A 17,343-nucleotide genomic window follows, 5' to 3' on the forward strand; every position below is an offset into this window, starting at 1 on the left:
CCCTCGCAGTCGTAGTCAATCATCCTTTTCAAAATCCCATTATTCGCATCATCAAATCGCCAACTTAGGATAACATTAACCTACAGCAAGCGCATGTAACGGTCTTTAAAAATAACCGTAAGCGCTAGCTCTGTATCAAACTATCCTAAATTTTAACCACTAAAAGCAGAAGAATATGCGGTTTTTATACCCAATGGGGCAGCTATGTCCAAAATTTACCCTTCTACTACTTCAAATATATCATAATTCTGTATTAATAAAACAAGCTTTATCGAAATATTTTTTAACTAATACTTATACATGGGTAAATATCCTCCAATCATTAAGATTTAGCGCTCACAACATTTCATTTATAACATATAGCAGGCTATCTCTAGCCGCCCTTGCCTGCTTATTAGTTAAGGTGTTAATAAATAGGGCGGCTTCTTTATTTACCCCAAAGAAGATGTCTAAACGAAGTTCCTCTTTAATAGTTCTGGCTAGCTTACTGGTTGTAATATCTTACAGCAAAAAAGCCAAAGCGCAACAGGCTTTAGAAATTGGAGATACCATCCTCCAAGCCTTATGGGATTTAAAGCTGCAAACAGTAAACCACCCAGAAGGTAAAAATAGCATCACTTTAAATGAATATAAAGGCAAACTCCTCATCTTAGATTTTTGGAGCAGCTACTGCGGAGCCTGTATCAAACTATTGCCAAAAGCTGCGGACTTGCAGGCCGCTTATCAAGAGCAGATAACTGTGGTCCGGATTAGTCCGGAACCTGCCGAACGCATTACAAAAGTATTAAACCACAACCCTAATCTTAAAGATATGAACATCAGTACGGTAGTGGCAGACAGCCTGTTACCAGATTATTTTCCGCACCGTTATTTCCCACATATTGTATGGATAAATGGAGATGGGGTATTGCTGGGAGCTACGCAAGGAGAATATCTGAACGAGCATACCATCCGGCAAATCCTGGAAGGTAAAAGACCACAATGGCACCTCAAAAACGATAAAGAGCTTTTTGACCCTAAGCAACAAAGTGTGCATGATTATGTGAAACTGCCGCAAGAACAGGTTTTTCTCCCTTACATCCCCGGCATGCCACACAGGGCCGGGAAAGTGCCTGAGGGAGACCTAGAGCGGGAGTATGTGGTAAATACCAGTTGGATAAGTTTGTATGCCCGAGCACTGGGAAAAGGCGAGCTGGTATTCGAGCCTAAAAGGCGAGACTTGCAGGTGGCCGATACTGCCAGGCTGGTTTTTAATGGCGCTGGCTATTATGAAGACTGGAAACAGCAGAACGGTGTTTCTTACGAACAGTGGTTCCCTAAAAGTACAGACGAGAGCCACCGCTCCAAGCTATTACTGCAACAGCTAAATACTCGCTCTGGTTACCATGGCCGCATAGAAGAACAAGAAATACCAGTATTACTGCTCACAAAAACAGCGGAAGCTACCGGACTAAAGGCCATACAAAAACCGGCTACCCGTCTCATGTCTATGGTTGCCAACCTAAACAGGATAACCGGTATCCCCTGGGTAGTAAACGAAAGTGGTTTGTCTGCTACCACACTGCTTTATTTTCCTGGTCAGCCGGCTACCCTATCAGAGGTAATACCATTATTGCGGCAACAGGGTTTGCAGCTCAGCCCTGCAACCAGACGGCTGCCTGTTTTTATACTTACAGAAAATCATCCATCTAAAACCATTCCTTCACCATGACCAGAATTTTTATATATCTGTTTTTTTGTTTTTGCCTGTTGGCCATAGCTGCCGGGGCACAGGAACTCCGTTTGAGTGGGCGCATCAGCGCTGCACCCGGAAATATACCGCTAGCCAATGCCACGGTACTTTTAAAACGCAGCGGGCTCAGCACCAGCAGCCGGGCCAACGGCGACTTTAGTATCAGCGGTATTCGGCTGCCCGACACCCTTATTGTAAGCTATATGGGCTACCAGTCGCACCGCCAGATCATTACCTCTGCCAATAGCGGTTTACAGGTGGTGCTGTTGCCTGCACCTGCAACTTTGCAGGAAGTGGTGGTAAATACCGGCTACCAGCAGTTGGCTGCTGGCAGAGCAACGGGTGCCTATAGCCTGGTAGACAGTGCGCTGTTTCACCGCCAAGTGGGAACCGATGTTTTCCGCAGGCTGGAAGGCATTACTCCATCAGTATTGTTCGATAAGCGGGGTGGCGATGGAGCCGTTACCCGTTTCAATGTACGTGGTCTCAGTACCATTACCGCGGGGCAGCAACGACCACTGATTATACTAGATAATTTTCCTTACGAAGGTGATGTGGCCAATATTAATCCTAACGATGTGGAAAGCATGACCATTCTGAAAGATGCGGCAGCAGCAGCGATATGGGGAGCAAAGGCCGGCAATGGTGTGGTGGTAATTACCACCAAGAAGGCCAAACTACAGCAGCCCCTGCAAGTTGCCTTAAATGTAAATTCCACTTTCTCCAGCCTGCCGGATCTTAAAGCCTATCCGGTAATGAGCAGTAAGGATTTCTTGGAAACCGAAAAGTTTTTGTACGACAGGGGATATTATAATGCCGCTATCGCCAATGTGCGAAACCGACCGGTACTCTCTCCCTATGTAGAACTGCTGGCAAGAAAACAAGCCGGAAATGTAAACCAGCAGGAGATAGATGCCCTACTGGAAAAGTGGCAGCACCTTGATTTAAGGGATGAATACCTTCAGCACCTTTACCGCAGGGCAGTTAACCAGCAGTACAGCCTGGCACTATCCGGTGGCAGCAGCCAGCTGGCCTACAATGGCAGTGTAGGTTTTGACCGAAACCTGTCGCAGCTGGAAGGCGACCAAAACCAACGCTTTACCCTAAACAACCAGGTGCTGTTTAGCCCAACTGCCAAGCTAAAGATTACCGCCGGAATGATTCTTACGCAGAATAAAAGTGAAAATAACAGCCTGGGGGCCTACAATACCTTGTCGCCAGGGGGGCTAAAAAACTTTTTATACCCTTATGCCCGTTTTGCTGATGACCAAGGGAATGCGCTGGCCCTGCCTAAAAATTACCGTAAAGCCTATACCGATACCGCCGGTCGCGGCCGTTTACTCAACTGGGATTACCGTCCGCTAGACGAACTGGCAAATAATGACAATAGCCGTAGCAGCCGGGATATCCTGCTGGATGTGCAGGCCAGCTATCGTTTGTTGCCATTTCTGAAAGCAAGCCTTGCCTATCGCCATCAGAATACGCTGGGGCAATCCATCAATAATTACAATACCAACAGCTATTTTACCCGCGACCTGATAAACCGCTTTACACAGCTTTCAGCCACCAATACCATTTATAAACTCCCTTACGGCGGCATCCGCGACCTGGGCAATAACAGTATCATTAACCATGGGCTAAGGGCGCAGCTGGATGTTAACAAGCAGTGGGCAAACCATAGTCTGGATATGCTGGGCGGTGCCGAGCTGAGACAGACTACAGGAGAGGGATCTCAGCTGAGGGTGTACGGTTTTAACGATCTCAATTACATCAGTGCGCCGGCAGACCTGGTGACAGCATTCCCGATATACGGTATGCTGTCTAGCAATACCACTATTCCGAGACGCGAAAGTTTCCAAAGCACACTCGATCGCTTTCTTTCCTACTACATCAATGCCACTTATCGTTATACCAACCGCTATACCCTTTCGGCAAGTGCCAGGAAAGACCAGAGCAATTTATTCGGGGTAAATACCAATATGAGGGGAGTACCACTTTATTCGCTGGGAGCGGCATGGCATGCAGATCAGGAGACATTTTTCCACAGCAGCTGGCTATCCCGGCTCAACTTTAGGTTCAGCTATGGCTATACCGGTAATGTGAACACCTCGCTTTCTGCACTAACTACTATTCGCTATAACGAGCTGTTTATGGATATCAATACCTTTACAGGTCTTCCTTCGGCAACAGTAGTGAATCCGCCAAACCCCGATCTGAGGTGGGAAAAAACAGGAATTTTTAATGCAGCCGCAGATTTTGGTTTGAGTAACAACCGCCTGAATGGAAGCATCAACTACTTCAGAAAAAGATCGGTAGATCTTATCGGTTTGATTGATGTAGACCCAACCTACGGCGGTACAGGGCAGCAAAGCCTCAACAGTGCGGTATTATCTAATAATGGCGTCGAACTGGAGTTACACAGCGTGAACCTTAAAGGAGCACTGGGCTGGAACAGCACTTTTTTGTTTTCTTCCAGTAGGAACAAAGTGGAAGCCTATTACTACGAGCCTGCTAATGCTACCGGTCGGGTAGGCAATGGCAGCAACATTTCGCCAATGGTGGGCAAACCTGCCTATAGTGTGGTGAGCTATAAATGGGCAGGGCTAGATGCGGCTACAGGAGATCCGCAGGTGTATCTTCGCGGAGAAGTGACCAAAGATTATGCAAAGGTAATTAATGAAGCAAAAGAAGATGACCTGACATTTCATGGTCCTGCTATTGCCCCATATTTTGGTGCGTTGCGTAACGACTTTACTTATCAAAACCTCAGTCTCAGTTTCAACCTGACTTACCGTTTTGGTTATGTTTACCGGCCGAATAGCATAGATTACAATGCGCTATTTAGCGTATGGGCTACAAACCCCGATTTTGCCCAACGCTGGCAGCAGCCAGGAGACGAGCAGCGTACCCATGTACCAGCTATGGTGTATCCGGCAAACAGCAACCGCGACTTGGTTTATAATAATTCCAGTGTGTTGGTAGAAAAAGGAGACCATGTGCGTTTGCAGGACATCCGACTGGCTTACAATTTTTCTGCTGCGCAGTTGACCCGGCTGAGGATCAACAGGCTTTCGTTGTTTTGCTATGCCAGCAACTTGGGAATATTGTGGAAAGCAAGCCATAAACCATGGGATCCGGATTACGGACAAACCTATGTGCCACCAAAAAATTATGCAATTGGACTTACTGCAAATTTTTAATCATAAATTTTCGTCTCAAATCTTAATACTCAATATGAAAAAACTACCATTGATATTACTGTTCTCTCTCCTTGCAGGCTTGCAGGGCTGCGATACTTTTCTAGATGCCAAGCCCGATAAAGCTTTGGCCACACCAGAAACACTGGCAGATCTTGCCGCGATGATGGATAATGTAGTTATGCATACCAACTACCCCGTAGCGGGAGATATTGCCAGCGACGACTATTACATGCAGGATGCAGTTTGGGAAGCCATTACCGACCAAGTGGCCCGCCAGAATTATGTATGGGACCCCGCCACCGAACAGGTTTTCCCGTGGTTGGATGCCTATAATCGGGTTTTTATTGCCAATGTAGTATTAGACCGATTAGAGGAACTCCGGTTTGCAGGGAATAGCTTGGCACAGGCAGATATACTGAAAGGACAGGCACTTTTTTACAGGGCTTTCAATTTTTACCACCTCCTGCAGGTGTATACCTTACCTTATACCAAGGCAACGGCCGGTAGCCTGCCGGGTATTGTACTGAAACTGAAGAGCGACACCGAAGAGTCCATTGTTCGGGCAAGCGTAGAAGAGAGCTACAACCAAACCATCAGTGATCTGGAAGCCGCTGCAGCGTTGTTACCAGCGCAGGCACAATTTAAGACTCAGCCCTCTAAAGCGGCTGCTTTTGCCCTGCTGGCCCGGATTTACCTGATCATGGGAGATTATCCTGCCGCAAACCGACATGCTGGTGCAGCCATTGAGCTGCAACCCAGCCTGACAGACTATAACGCGGTGAGCCAAACAGCTGCCAACCCATTTGCTATATTTCACCAAGAAGTGATCTTGCATGCTACCGGAGCATCAAGGGGAGGAGTATTTAATGCCAGCAGAGCAAGGATAGATACCTTGCTTTACCAGAGCTATGCAAACAACGACCTGAGGAAAGTTCTGTATTTTAGAAGAAATACAGATGGAACCTATATATTTAAAGGAGATTATGGAGGCAGAAATACCAGTAATTTATTCTCAGGGATAGCCACAGACGAGATGTACCTGATTAGGGCAGAGACTTTCGTGAGGATGGAGGAAGTTGAAAAGGGACTGGCCGATTTGAATAGGCTAGTATTAAAACGGTGGAAGACCGGAACTTTTGTTCCTTACAGCACTTCCAATACTTCCAATCCACTGCAAACCATTCTAATCGAAAGACGAAAAGAACTGTTGTTTCGAACAAACATACGCTGGTCTGATTTAAGGAGATTTGCCGCAGATCCGGTGCTGGCACAAACACCCGTACGGAAGTTAAAGGGTACTACCTATAGCCTGCAACCCGGCGACTTGCATTATGCTTTTTTAATTCCTGCAAGTGCGGTAAACTTGAGTGGCCTGCAACAAAACAGCCGATAGCAGAAAGGGGAGGTTGTGGCCTCCCCTTTCGTTTTAATCTCTGACAAACACATCACCTTGGGCTTCGTTCTTTGCATTAATGCGTGATTCCAATCCAGAATCAATCATGGGATGTCCGGGGTTGTTAGGATTTTCTTCTGCCCTGATAGTACACACCACGTTTTCTCCACCAGCACAGGCAGCGCCAGAAGCCAGGCTGTATTGGTTTTCATCGGTCTGTAAACCTGTACCGCTATACTGCCAAAACTGTAATGTACTAACCTCGCTCTTGAGAGGGTCTACTTTAAAAGCAGAAAATAAAACTGCACCTGAGATTGCTGCTACAGCAATCATAGGAATGATGAATTTTTTCTTCATCGTAGATTTGGCTTTACTACACCTCGAAGCCATAGAGTTTTACATGATGATGCCTACTCTGTTACAGGGTTTTCGGCATTTCCCCTTCATAAGGCCTTATGAAGAGGTAAAGAAAAGTGAGTAGAGGAACATTTTATGTTCCTTTACTTTTTTTTGATTTTTTTGTCCCTATGTTAAAGCGAATGCAATGAAGCTCTGCTTCGTGTCCTCGCTTGACAAACTATGCGAATGCAATGAAGCTATCTCAACATACAGGTTACAGAGAAGCTTCGTATCCTCGCATTGACAAAGCAACCTCGTATTGATAAAGTACCTTCGTAGTTACAAAGTAACCTCGCAGTGACAGTAGTAAGTAATGCGAAGCCAAACCAGTAAATACAATAAAACTATCCACTTTACCTAAACATTTTCTGAATAATTAATCACTGTTCATCCTCCACTAAAACATAGCGTTTTAAAGATTTAGAATACCGGATAGGATATTTCTTATGAAAGCGAAGGTCATTAATCATTCTGGTGATGGTATGTTCTTCGCAATTGAATTTCTGGGCAAGCTGTTTTCTAGATAAAGGATATTTATGGATAATGAGATAAAGTAAATAAGCTCTTCTATCTTCATAACTTTTAAAGTCGACCATAAATGTTGAAGCTAAATAACAGCCGGAACCTTCTGATTTAAGATTGTTCCTGGTCTCCGGCTGTTAGGATGAGAGTTATATTTTAACTGAGGTACTGAATACTAAAATTTAAAGTTTCTGTAGTGCTCAATCCTAAAGTTGGATTATAGGTTTGTGCACTTACTTTTTCATTGCGATACAATTTTCCTCTTCCGGGTTCGCTCTCTCTTAGCGCTGTAGTTTCCTCTTTCAATAACGATACAGGTAAACGATTTTCAAAAAAGAAAGCAAACTCCAAAGAAAATTCCTCCATAAAAGTTTCATCCATAGCAAGCAAATCTTCTAATTGTGACTCGCTAAAAATAAAATGGTTGATTAGCCATTGTATTAAATCTGTTTCGATGAGTAAAGCTTGTTGTTTAAGCTCTTCGTCGCTTTGCAGGTAATATGCCTGCAGTAATTGCTGTAATCCAGCATTGTTAAAACTTACTTTTTGCATAAATAAAAAATTTAATGTTTAAATAAAATTGCTTGCAAGCGAGAACGAAGTAGCACTTTCAAAAGAAGTAAAACAAGAATCCTCCTCAGCTAAAGGAGCGAATGGTTTAAAAAAGGGAGTGAATGGTAGAATCAGTTGTCGGTTGGCGGTTATCAGTTATCGGTTGCTAGTTATCAGTTGCCAGTTATCGGTTGTCAGTTATCAGTTGTCAGTTGGCGGTTATCAGTTTCCGGTTGTCAGTTATAGCGCTTTAAGCTTTCCGCCTTCCGCTTTCCACTTTAAGCTTTCCGCATTAATGTTATTGTAATTTATATAGTTTTTAATTGTGTTTATGTTATTTTTTATGTTTTTTAATTGTGTTTTTTATAACGATAGGGGTTTTATTTCGTAAAATTGTTATGAAGAGCTTTTAAAAATTTAATCTATCCTTTTTTATGAATAAACAATATCCAAAATACATCAGCTATTTTCATTGGTATTATCGTTTATTGGCGGCATTATTCATCAGTTTTTATCTCAATACGCCTACACAATACCAGACATTTTTAACACTTGTTAAACAGCGTAACTACCAGGAAGCTTTTATTTTTACTTTACTGATGTCATTTATAGTGATTTGGGGTGTCCATTATAGCACTCTCTATTTAGATAAGCGTTTAACTTGGGCAGAAAAACCTTTAAAACGCAGCCTTTATCAATTTTTACTGGGGGTAGTTTTTATGGTATTGCTTTGTTACATAGCAGCCAGAAGCTATTTTTTTCTTGTTGATGGGGATATCTTACTCAGTGATTATATGGTATTAGAATTTCCGTTAGTGCAAGCTGCCATCCTGGTTTTAAATATGCTCTACTTTGGGTATTATATGCTCCATAAATTATTTAAAAAAGATCAAAAGCTTTATCTAAAAGGAAGTTTGGGTAAAAATGCTTATTACTTTACAGTAAAAGAGATTTTGTATCTGCAAAGAGAAGGTAAAATTGGTTACGCGATCCTTAAAAATGGTAAAAAGTACATTATAGACTATAAAATGTGCGAATTAGAACTTTTATTAAGTGAAGATGAGTTTTTCAGAATAAACCGTTCTATCATGGTTGCTTTGGATGCTGTTACAGGTTACAAACCAGTAAAAAATGGGCAATGTGAACTGTTATTGAAAGAGCCTGTTTCATCAGAAACCAATCTTACGGTGACCAGAGCCAGAACAGATGTACTCAAAAAAATACTCGAAAAAAGAGAGATAGCTGCAGAAATATTGATTTCTTGAAGTGTATAAAGTTTAAAATCAGTGCTTTAATTTTTTTAATTCATAGCTTTTATTATTTTTGGAGCAGATTGTTCTTGGTGTAGCCTTCTTCATGCGAGGCTGCTATATACTTTTCTTATTTTTTTAAAGAGGGTAAAAAAGCAGCAAATAATTACCTATTAAACATCAAGATGCAAGAAACAAATACACAATTACTCCAAGAAATTATTAACCTGCTCTACCATATTTTACAAAAAATGCCACATCCAGCGGCTTTAATCCCCAAGTCTGTTAAGCCTTCACCTCATTGGCTAGACAGTCAGGATGTGATGCAACAACTTCATATCAGTCCTAGAACCTTACAACGTTGGCGTAATGAAGGAAAATTATCTTTCAGTAAAGTGCGAGGTAAGATTTGGTATTTAGAAAGTGATATTCATCAATTATTAATGGAAGGGCGATAAGCCCTTTTTTTATATCCTGATGGTATTTTGGTTGGGAGCTTGTTCGTATCAAGTTCGATACTTGTTCGCAAAAAGTACCCTTTTTGCGAACAAGGTATAGACCAAAAGCGAAGTAGCTGCGAAGAAAGTAAAAAGAAGAAAAAAAGTCATAAAAGCCAATGAGCGCCAAATTTAGACAAGGGCTGCCAAACACCGCCACAGGCTTCAGAAAGCTGTTTTTTGTAAGAATTCACCTCTACATTTGTGTCAACAAGTCAAAGCTTGCCGGCAATGCATACTTGATTTTTTCACCTTAAAATTTTAAAAAAAATGGCAACAATCAAAAAAGGAATCCTAGGTGGATTCTCAGGAAAAGTAGGAACAGTAATAGGTGGTAACTGGAAAGGCATAGATTATATGCGCAGTTTACCTAAAAAATCATCAAAGCCGGCAACAGCTTTACAAAACGACCAGCGATTGAAATTTTCTCTAGTTGTTGGTTTTCTAAGACCTTTAAGTCAGTTAATAGCTAAAGGTTTTCAGTCTGTAGCAGATGCCCGTACGCCGCTTAATGCTGCGGTATCTTACCATGTTAGGGAAGCTGTTATGGGTACCAGTCCAAACTTCACTGTAGATACTTCAAAAGTATTGTTTAGTCAGGGAGATTTAACCGGAGCTTGGGCACCATTAGCAGAGAGTACGGTACCTGCGAGTATCAATTTCAATTGGCAGGATAATACCGGAACAGGGTTATCTAGCGCTACAGATCAAGCGGTATTATTGGTTTATAACGGTCAAAAACAGCAATATGTGTTTTTAGAGAATGCTGCTAACCGTTCGGCTACAGAGGTTGATATGATTGTACCATCAGATTTCTCTGGAGATGAAGTAGACTGTTGGATTAGTTTCAGCACTGCAGATGGTAAACGTATGGCTACCAGTATTTATGTGGGCAAAGTAACAGTTGCTTAGCCAAATAATAGGGTGCCTTGGTAAACTTGAGGCACCCTGATTTATTCATTTTAAAAATTAATCATCATGAATGTATTCCTCACCTATCCTAACAGAAGTAGGATCACCTGGACTTCTTTTAATATTCATCCTATCTTGTGGCTTTGGCTAGGCTTATGGATTTTTTATGGCGCTATTCCGTCATGGATTTACCAAGTTGACCATACGGCCGCACTTCCGGATGCAGGTATCTGGGTGATGATTCTGATAGCTTTATTAACATTTCTTGGATTATTCATACTCCTTTGGTACCTCTTTAACAAGAGTTGGAATAGCTTAGGCTTACCCACTATCGGCAATTTAGTTTTACAATTTAAACAACTTACCTTATGGCAACAATTCGTATTATATCTATCTTCTTTTTCTTTACTCTTACTTACAGCTATAGCTTGTTTGCTGGCACTACTATAGGGCTTCAAACTGCCTCTTGGTCCATAAATCAAGCATCCATAAAAAGGTTGGAATTACTTAAGATCTACCGAAAGGAAATAGGCACCAAAGAAAAAAGTAACCGCAATGACGGTAGCCAGATTGAAAGCTATCTTAAATACACAGGCCATAGCAAAGGCGCTCCATGGTGTGCTGCCTTTGTGAGCTGGTGTTTAGGCAAAGCAGGTATTAACAACCCACGTAGCGCATGGAGCCCTGCTTTATTACCTCAAAAGCGTATCATCTGGAAAAACACATGGCAGCAAGAAAAGATACAGCCACAGGCAGGAGATGTTTTTGGTATCTGGTACGCAGCCAAAAAACGCATAGCCCATTGTGGGTTTATAGACACATGGGGAGAGAGTATCATCATCACGGTTGAAGGGAATACCAATGAAGCAGGTAGCAGAGAAGGTGATGGGGTTTACCGTAAACGGAGGCTCAAACGTACTTTATATGCTGTGGCAGATTGGGTGACAGCAAGGGGGGAAACGAGATGAAAAAAATTCTTTACCTATGGGTCATGCTTGTATTAACAGCCTGTTCCAGTCAGAAATCCAGGTATCAGCAACTCATGACAGCACTAGAAAAAAGCAAACAGGCTAGTCTTATCAAAGACAGCCTGCAAAGCCAAAGCAGTACGATAAACGCAACACTACAGCAAGTAAAAGAAGGTGTGGTTTTAGAAATGGATGAACTGTTCTATTGGCATCCAGATAGTGGCTTAAAGCAGCAATCGGGCTATATCAAAGTGAAAGTTTATAAAAGCAGCAGCAAAGACAGTTTAGTAAAACAAAGCCATCAACAGCAAAGCAGTAGCATTAAAGCCCAACAGCAAGAACAAGAAATGCTAAAGAAAAGCACAACTAAAACACTAGAAAAAGAAGTAGAAAGAAAAGGAAGTTTTACTGTAATCCTACTGGCTATGATTTTCTTAGGCTTGGTGGTTTTAGGGCTTTGGTGGAGCTTAAAATTGAGATGATAGTGAAGCCAATATCTCGAAAGCAAGATTTCATATTGAGCGAAGTCGAATATCCTCTAATATACTTAAAAAGGCTTCGACTCCGCTCCTGCTTGACATAAAATGGTGATTTAGTGATAGCAAAAAGCTTAAGCGGATAAACAAAAAAGCCTCACTATTTCTAGTAAGGCTTTTTGGAAGCTCCCGAAGCTGGGCTCGAACCAGCGACCCTCTGATTAACAGTCAGATGCTCTAACCAGCTGAGCTATTCGGGATCGTGTGTACAAAACGTGTTTGCAACTGTGGCGCAAATATATCAATTGATTTTAATTCTAGAAAAAAAATCATCAATAATATTCACAATTTTAGCAGCTAAAATATTCACTGATTCCATCTATTTGATATACAGATTTTTCCATAAAAAAGAGGCTGTCTCAGAAATCATATTTGTCACATTGAGCGGAGTCGAAATGTTCTCTGATATACTCAAAAAGGCTTCGACTCCGCTCCTGCCTGACATAAAGTGGTGATTTGAGACAGCCTCTTTATAGAAATTTTACCATTTTAAGATTTCATCACACCAATGGTACTGCCATTCCAGTCTGGAAATAATTGAGCATTATCATTTACTTTCAAATGTTTTGCGGCAACTTCACTAAATACACTTCTAAAATCGGTAGTTACGGCTAAATCTCGCCCATCTTCTAAATTTTCTACAGCTAATGGTGCCACTTTACCATGTACTAAACCACCTTTAACATCATTACCTAAAATAAAGTTACATGATGCTCTTCCATGGTCTGTTCCACCAGTTCCGTTTTGTTTAACGGTACGTCCAAATTCTGTCATCGTCATTACGGTAACATCATCTTGTAAAGTACCCATATCTGTCCAAAAGGCCATGATACTTTCGCTCAAATCATTCACATTTCTGGCAAAAATACCTGTATCTGTACCTTGGTTAAAATGGGTATCCCAACCACCAGACTCGGCAAAAGCAACCTCTAAACCAACATTCATTTTAATAAGTTGTGCTATTTGTTTTAAGGAGTTCCCTAAGGATGACACCGGATACACAGCCCCATTAGCTGGCTTATAATTTTTAGTATCGGTTTTTTGAAGCATTTTAATAGCCTCAAAACTTTCTTTACCTGTATTTTTCAATAGCTCAGAAGATGTTTGGTCATATAAATCCTCAAAATTCTTAGCTGCCATATTTGCGCTGGCTTGGTTTCCTCGCATTTGGATATTAAAATCTTGGAGATTACTGATAGCCAAAGAAGGATTGTCTCCGTAAAAAGAACGTGGTAAAGATGAAGTTAAACTTACAGCCTGAAATGGTGTAGCAGCCTCATGACCAAGTAAGCCCACTGCCCTGTTTAACCAACCACTAGAAGTGCCCTTTTTGAAAGGCGTACCAGACTCCATATAATCCTGAGCATCAAAATGGGAACGTGTTGTATTTGGCGAGCCAATACCATGTACGATAGCCATTCTTTTTTCTCTAAAAACCTGTTCAAAAGCTGCCATTGATGGATGTAAACCAAAATTACCGTCTAAATCTATCAAAGGTTTTTTATTAGCCGCTTTAACTGGCGACATAAATAGTGTTGGTCTGGCTGCCTTTAAATATTCATCATTAAAAGGCGTTACAGCCATTAAACCATCCATAGCACCGCGTTGAAAAATACATACCAGTATTTTACGGCGTTGGAACAAGCCCGGCTCTCTGATACCTGCTACAGCTTCTGATAAGAAGGTTGGAATACCGCCAATACCTATCCCAAAAAGGGCTAAACCACCTGCTTTTATAAATCCTCTCCTTGATGTCATATCCTTAATATTTTAATTTATTATTTACGTTGAAACTCTGGCGAACCAATAATTACCCCAACTACTTGTGCCAACATGTTACTCCCTGCATTAGCCTGCATGGTTTGTTTAGGTGGAGTAGATTTTTGCTGATTTTTTTCTTTCATACTTTGCATTCCCATCATATCATCTCCTAAGGCGGCGTCCTCATTCATCATATTTTCTGTTTTCACCTGATTTTTATTGGCTGCTGCTTCTACCTTTTTACTCAACTCAGGGTCATTAACCATAGGCTTTAACCTTTTAACCGTCTCATGCACATTACGCTCTGGCATCATAATTTTGCTGTAGGTATATAAAGCTGCCTCTGCACTCTCTGGCTCTCTGTTTTGATTTAAAGCTTGTATATTAAACTTTACTCCGGGTATTTTTTGCGATGCAATAGCTAATCCAAAATTCATTCTGTTTAATAGAGACCCTGTATTTATCCAATAAGCCGCTCTATCAGGGAAACCTGTTGGTGCCTGATAGTAATAAATCTTCTGCCCCATTTTATTAATCCAAGTAAATAATTGATAAGGCTGGGTAATCTCGGCATCTAGACTTCTAACAGCACTGATAGCCAGCTCAAAAGGAGATTTGGTTTTTTCTCTTAAAGCCTCTTTATTCCAGAACTCTGGAGCTGTAACCATCGTGATGATCACCTCTCTGATATTCCCTTTTTTCTCGCGGAAGGTTTTAGCCATTTTATCTATTAAGCTTTGTGGAGGATTATCGCTTACAAAACGTACAGCCAATTTACGTGAGATAAATTTAGCTGTTGATGGATGATTGGCCAGCATATTCAATAAAGTAACCCCTTCTTCATAGCCTCCACCTTCGGGGAAATATTTGTCTAGTACTGTTTTTTCTCCTTTATCATGACGGTTAGGTACAAACATAAAATCACCATCTATAACAAAGCCAGATTTAAGGAGCTTATCTTTTGGTGTATTCTCCATAGTTTTTTTCATACCATCAGAGTAGCCATCATTCATAGGAGCAATCGTCCAACCGGTTAATACACGGGCAGCCTGGGTTACATCTTGCTGACTGTAGCCACCATCAACGCCTAAAGTATGCAGTTCCATCACCTCACGAGCATAGTTTTCATTTAAGCCTCGGTTGTTATTAGCTGGTCTTTTAACTTTTGCATTTTTAGGCATCTCCATAGGGCCAGCACTAGAAAAATTATCTAAATACCTTAACATGGCCGGAGATTTTGCTGTTGCTAGTAATAAAACATTAAAATCCTGAAATACATGAGGTCTGATAACATCTCGCTCATAAGCTGGTATAAACTCGGCACATTGCCCTTTATCTAAAGAAACGTTAAAATGGTTAAACCAAAACTCGGTTAAAACTTCCTGAACCTGGTTTTCTGAATAAGCCGCTCTTAATATTTTTTGACTGATAAATTGTCTGTAAAGCTCTTGCTGTGGTTTTAAACCTTTTTCATCCATATATTTTTTGATGATTTGGCGATACTCTGCCCGGTTTTGATTAACTGAGTCTTTATGAACATATCCATCTTTGATAGCCATCCTGATGACTACTCCACCTCTTGGGTATTTTTCTACAACTTGTGCATTAGCTAATTGAAGTGCATCATACTTATCTAGCATCTGCTTCAACTCTTTATCTTCTAAATTTGCTTTTAGTTGAGTAGCAAACCATTTCTCTAAGCCCATTTTCAGCACAGCATCTATTTCACCTGGTTTGATACCATAGGTAAATCTATTTAAAAGGTGCGCTGCTGCTTCACGCTCTGTTAAACCTGCCTGTTTGTAAGGAAAAGAAAACTTTGCCTTTACCGGCTTTTCTTTAGTAAAGGAAGCCAGTACCAATAAACCGGTAATGATGAGTGCACTTATACTGAAATAACGAAAAGTGATTTTCATAACTCTTGAGATTTTAATGCTAACAATGTATTTAAGACATGATAAAAGAGGATTGGTTTAACCCATGATAAAAGAGGAGATTTTATTTTAGCAAAAACTTGGCATAAAAAAAGCGTCCTCAAATTAGAGAACGCTATTAGAACTGTTTAAAAGATGTTTTTTTAATCAGCCCAGTATGGGTTGATTTACAGAATAGTATTTTAACTCTATAATATCATTTGGGAGGTCTTTTGTATTCCAATGTTTATGAATAGCCACCGCCGCCCCTAATGCCGTTGCCTGAGCCATAGAGGCTGCATAAACTTCTATTTGTGGAAAAGCTCTAGCTAGTAAATTCATATAAATGGCGTTTTTGGAGAAACCTCCATCTACAAATATTTTTTTGATAGCAGAGCCTTTGATGATTAAGGCTGTAGATTGTGATTGTACATCAATAATATCTGCTACTAGCTGGTGATAAGCTTCCTTTTCATTTGCAAAATCGTTTAAATCTCTGGCACCAAATTTAGATTGTCTGGCTAAAGTAGCCGATACCTGATTTTCATTTTTAAAACGCTTTTTTAATTGTGCTGCTAATTGAGCATCAAAAGGCATGGTTCTAAAAATAAGCGCATCTACCTGAAAATGTGCTGCTATTCTTTTGCTTTGTTGTTCTAACTCAAAACCTGCAAATAATCTTGATGCTTTTACTGGTTTCCCATGATAAGCAATATAAGCCAAGCAATCGTTCTCTAACTCTTGCGAGGTTAAAGGGCTTTCGTTAAACGGATTAAGACTAATACACCAGGTACCTGTTGAAATCAGCACAAAAGGCTCTTTAAAATTCACTAAATACGGAATTAAAGCTGCCGAGCTATCATGTAAACCTACACCTGTTTTATAGGTTTTCCCCATAAAAGAGGCTTCCATCACCTCATCAGCGGGGAAAATCTCTGGCAGTTTTTCTACCAATTGTTCATCATAAACCCATTGGTGATAATCTTTTTTATTGAAATCCCACAATTGGGTATGGCATCCAATACTGGTCATATCGGTAAAGTATTTACCAGTGATTAAAGTGCTCATGTACTGCGGAAGGTGCAAAACGTATCTTATCTGTTTAAAAATATCAGGTTTTTGATGTTTGATACGATACAATTGCATACCAGAGTTTAAGCTACCTGAAGCTGGTGATGCTGTTTCCTGTGCTATTTTTTGTGGACTGCCATGTGTTTGATAAAACAATTCTTCTAATTCTTTTGGATAAGGCTTTAGATAATTGTAAAGTGGTGTTAAGGGCTTTCCTTCCTCATCCAGATATACAAAGCTTGCCCCGTAGGTAGAGAAATTGATAGCTCTAATATCGTATTTATTGGCTTTTAAGACTTCATTTAAAGAATCAAAAACGGATAGTCTAAGGCTATCTAAATTCTCGCAGCTGTCTCCGTCTTCGTCTTTTGTTTCTAGAAAGCGAGCCGATTTTTCATAAACAATATGGTATTGCTCATCAAAAAGAAAAAGCTTTTTATTGGTTTTACCTACATCAAAAACAGCGATTACGGGGATAAGCATTTTTAAAGTGAAAATTGAAAAGTAAAAAGTAAAAAATTAAAACGCAACAAGTGAAAAAGTTGAAAGTTTAACATCTTAAGCTAAACTTTCAACGCTTTATACATATTCTAAAATCTAAACTCTCTTCAGGAATCCATCTAAAATCGTCATTCTA

15 protein-coding genes and 1 tRNA gene are annotated in these 17,343 nt (G+C 40.7%); 9 read left to right on the plus strand and 7 right to left on the minus strand.

Annotated elements, in window-relative coordinates:
- Positions 1 to 445 precede the first annotated feature (445 nt).
- The 3 genes from B2745_RS11575 to B2745_RS11585 are packed head-to-tail and all read left to right on the plus strand — an operon-like array spanning position 446 to position 6,325.
- Positions 446 to 1,711, plus strand: a complete 1,266-nt coding sequence (locus tag B2745_RS11575) for a TlpA family protein disulfide reductase (RefSeq protein ID WP_304066718.1) — start codon at positions 446 to 448, stop codon at positions 1,709 to 1,711.
- Complete coding sequence (locus B2745_RS11580) at positions 1,708 to 4,932, plus strand: SusC/RagA family TonB-linked outer membrane protein (RefSeq protein ID WP_304066721.1); 3,225 nt, start codon at positions 1,708 to 1,710, stop codon at positions 4,930 to 4,932. The genes B2745_RS11575 and B2745_RS11580 overlap by 4 nt, the downstream gene beginning before the upstream one ends.
- Before the next feature lie 34 nt (positions 4,933 to 4,966).
- Positions 4,967 to 6,325, plus strand: coding sequence for a RagB/SusD family nutrient uptake outer membrane protein (locus tag B2745_RS11585; protein WP_304066725.1), 1,359 nt, complete (start codon positions 4,967 to 4,969; stop codon positions 6,323 to 6,325).
- Positions 6,326 to 6,358: 33 nt separating this feature from the next.
- Here B2745_RS11585 and B2745_RS11590 read toward each other — a convergent pair whose 3' ends face one another.
- The 3 genes from B2745_RS11590 to B2745_RS11600 all read right to left on the minus strand — a co-directional run bounded on the left by B2745_RS11590 (position 6,359) and on the right by B2745_RS11600 (position 7,798).
- A complete protein-coding gene (locus B2745_RS11590) occupies positions 6,359 to 6,715 on the minus strand; it encodes a hypothetical protein (protein ID WP_304066728.1) in 357 nt (118 codons plus the stop codon).
- Positions 6,716 to 7,104: 389 nt separating this feature from the next.
- A complete protein-coding gene (locus tag B2745_RS11595; RefSeq protein WP_304066731.1) occupies positions 7,105 to 7,320 on the minus strand; it encodes an HTH domain-containing protein in 216 nt (71 codons plus the stop codon).
- An 82-nt stretch (positions 7,321 to 7,402) separates the two neighbouring features.
- The gene (locus tag B2745_RS11600; RefSeq protein ID WP_304066734.1) at positions 7,403 to 7,798 is read right to left on the minus strand and encodes a hypothetical protein; all 396 of its coding nucleotides are present in this window, start codon (positions 7,796 to 7,798) and stop codon (positions 7,403 to 7,405) included.
- 434 nt (positions 7,799 to 8,232) lie between these two features.
- Between B2745_RS11600 and B2745_RS11605 the strand changes: the two genes are divergently transcribed.
- The 6 genes from B2745_RS11605 (at position 8,233) to B2745_RS11630 (ending at position 11,907) form a co-directional block, all read left to right on the plus strand.
- Positions 8,233 to 9,063, plus strand: coding sequence for a LytTR family transcriptional regulator DNA-binding domain-containing protein (locus B2745_RS11605; protein ID WP_304066735.1), 831 nt, complete (start codon positions 8,233 to 8,235; stop codon positions 9,061 to 9,063).
- 236 nt (positions 9,064 to 9,299) lie between these two features.
- Positions 9,300 to 9,506, plus strand: coding sequence for a helix-turn-helix domain-containing protein (locus tag B2745_RS11610; protein WP_304066737.1), 207 nt, complete (start codon positions 9,300 to 9,302; stop codon positions 9,504 to 9,506).
- Positions 9,507 to 9,815: 309 nt separating this feature from the next.
- Positions 9,816 to 10,457, plus strand: a complete 642-nt coding sequence (locus B2745_RS11615) for a DUF6266 family protein (protein WP_304066740.1) — start codon at positions 9,816 to 9,818, stop codon at positions 10,455 to 10,457.
- 66 nt (positions 10,458 to 10,523) lie between these two features.
- A complete protein-coding gene (locus tag B2745_RS11620) occupies positions 10,524 to 10,907 on the plus strand; it encodes a hypothetical protein (protein ID WP_304066742.1) in 384 nt (127 codons plus the stop codon).
- A 47-nt stretch (positions 10,908 to 10,954) separates the two neighbouring features.
- A complete protein-coding gene (locus B2745_RS11625; protein ID WP_304066745.1) occupies positions 10,955 to 11,425 on the plus strand; it encodes a CHAP domain-containing protein in 471 nt (156 codons plus the stop codon).
- A 23-nt stretch (positions 11,426 to 11,448) separates the two neighbouring features.
- Entirely contained in the window at positions 11,449 to 11,907 is a 459-nt protein-coding gene (locus B2745_RS11630) for a hypothetical protein (protein ID WP_304066748.1), read from the plus strand.
- Positions 11,908 to 12,087: 180 nt separating this feature from the next.
- On the opposite strand, the gene B2745_RS11635 is transcribed toward B2745_RS11630, so the two are convergent.
- From B2745_RS11635 to B2745_RS11650, 4 genes are all read right to left on the minus strand, one after another.
- Positions 12,088 to 12,161 (minus strand) — tRNA-Asn (locus B2745_RS11635).
- A gap of 289 nt (positions 12,162 to 12,450) precedes the next feature.
- On the minus strand, positions 12,451 to 13,719 hold the full coding sequence (locus B2745_RS11640; RefSeq protein WP_304066751.1) for a DUF1501 domain-containing protein: 1,269 nt from the start codon (positions 13,717 to 13,719) through the stop codon (positions 12,451 to 12,453).
- Between the two features lie 20 nt (positions 13,720 to 13,739).
- A complete protein-coding gene (locus tag B2745_RS11645) occupies positions 13,740 to 15,638 on the minus strand; it encodes a DUF1800 domain-containing protein (RefSeq protein WP_304066753.1) in 1,899 nt (632 codons plus the stop codon).
- Between the two features lie 165 nt (positions 15,639 to 15,803).
- On the minus strand, positions 15,804 to 17,189 hold the full coding sequence (locus B2745_RS11650; RefSeq protein WP_304066756.1) for an FGGY-family carbohydrate kinase: 1,386 nt from the start codon (positions 17,187 to 17,189) through the stop codon (positions 15,804 to 15,806).
- Positions 17,190 to 17,343: the final 154 nt, after the last annotated feature.

Source organism: Pedobacter glucosidilyticus (genome assembly GCF_002483235.1).
Taxonomy (GTDB): Bacteria; Bacteroidota; Bacteroidia; order Sphingobacteriales; family Sphingobacteriaceae; genus Pseudopedobacter; species Pseudopedobacter glucosidilyticum_B.

What these genes read in the sequence shown, in the direction of transcription:
- B2745_RS11575 (WP_304066718.1), top strand. Translation starts at nt 446, where the DNA reads ATGTCTAAACGAAGTTCCTCTTTAATAGTTCTGGCTAGCTTACTGGTT.
- B2745_RS11580 (WP_304066721.1), top strand. Translation starts at nt 1,708, where the DNA reads ATGACCAGAATTTTTATATATCTGTTTTTTTGTTTTTGCCTGTTGGCC.
- B2745_RS11585 (WP_304066725.1), top strand. Translation starts at nt 4,967, where the DNA reads ATGAAAAAACTACCATTGATATTACTGTTCTCTCTCCTTGCAGGCTTG.
- B2745_RS11590 (WP_304066728.1), bottom strand. Translation starts at nt 6,715, where the DNA reads ATGGCTTCGAGGTGTAGTAAAGCCAAATCTACGATGAAGAAAAAATTC.
- B2745_RS11595 (WP_304066731.1), bottom strand. Translation starts at nt 7,320, where the DNA reads ATGGTCGACTTTAAAAGTTATGAAGATAGAAGAGCTTATTTACTTTAT.
- B2745_RS11600 (WP_304066734.1), bottom strand. Translation starts at nt 7,798, where the DNA reads ATGCAAAAAGTAAGTTTTAACAATGCTGGATTACAGCAATTACTGCAG.
- B2745_RS11605 (WP_304066735.1), top strand. Translation starts at nt 8,233, where the DNA reads ATGAATAAACAATATCCAAAATACATCAGCTATTTTCATTGGTATTAT.
- B2745_RS11610 (WP_304066737.1), top strand. Translation starts at nt 9,300, where the DNA reads ATGCCACATCCAGCGGCTTTAATCCCCAAGTCTGTTAAGCCTTCACCT.
- B2745_RS11615 (WP_304066740.1), top strand. Translation starts at nt 9,816, where the DNA reads ATGGCAACAATCAAAAAAGGAATCCTAGGTGGATTCTCAGGAAAAGTA.
- B2745_RS11620 (WP_304066742.1), top strand. Translation starts at nt 10,524, where the DNA reads ATGAATGTATTCCTCACCTATCCTAACAGAAGTAGGATCACCTGGACT.
- B2745_RS11630 (WP_304066748.1), top strand. Translation starts at nt 11,449, where the DNA reads ATGCTTGTATTAACAGCCTGTTCCAGTCAGAAATCCAGGTATCAGCAA.
- B2745_RS11640 (WP_304066751.1), bottom strand. Translation starts at nt 13,719, where the DNA reads ATGACATCAAGGAGAGGATTTATAAAAGCAGGTGGTTTAGCCCTTTTT.
- B2745_RS11645 (WP_304066753.1), bottom strand. Translation starts at nt 15,638, where the DNA reads ATGAAAATCACTTTTCGTTATTTCAGTATAAGTGCACTCATCATTACC.
- B2745_RS11650 (WP_304066756.1), bottom strand. Translation starts at nt 17,189, where the DNA reads ATGCTTATCCCCGTAATCGCTGTTTTTGATGTAGGTAAAACCAATAAA.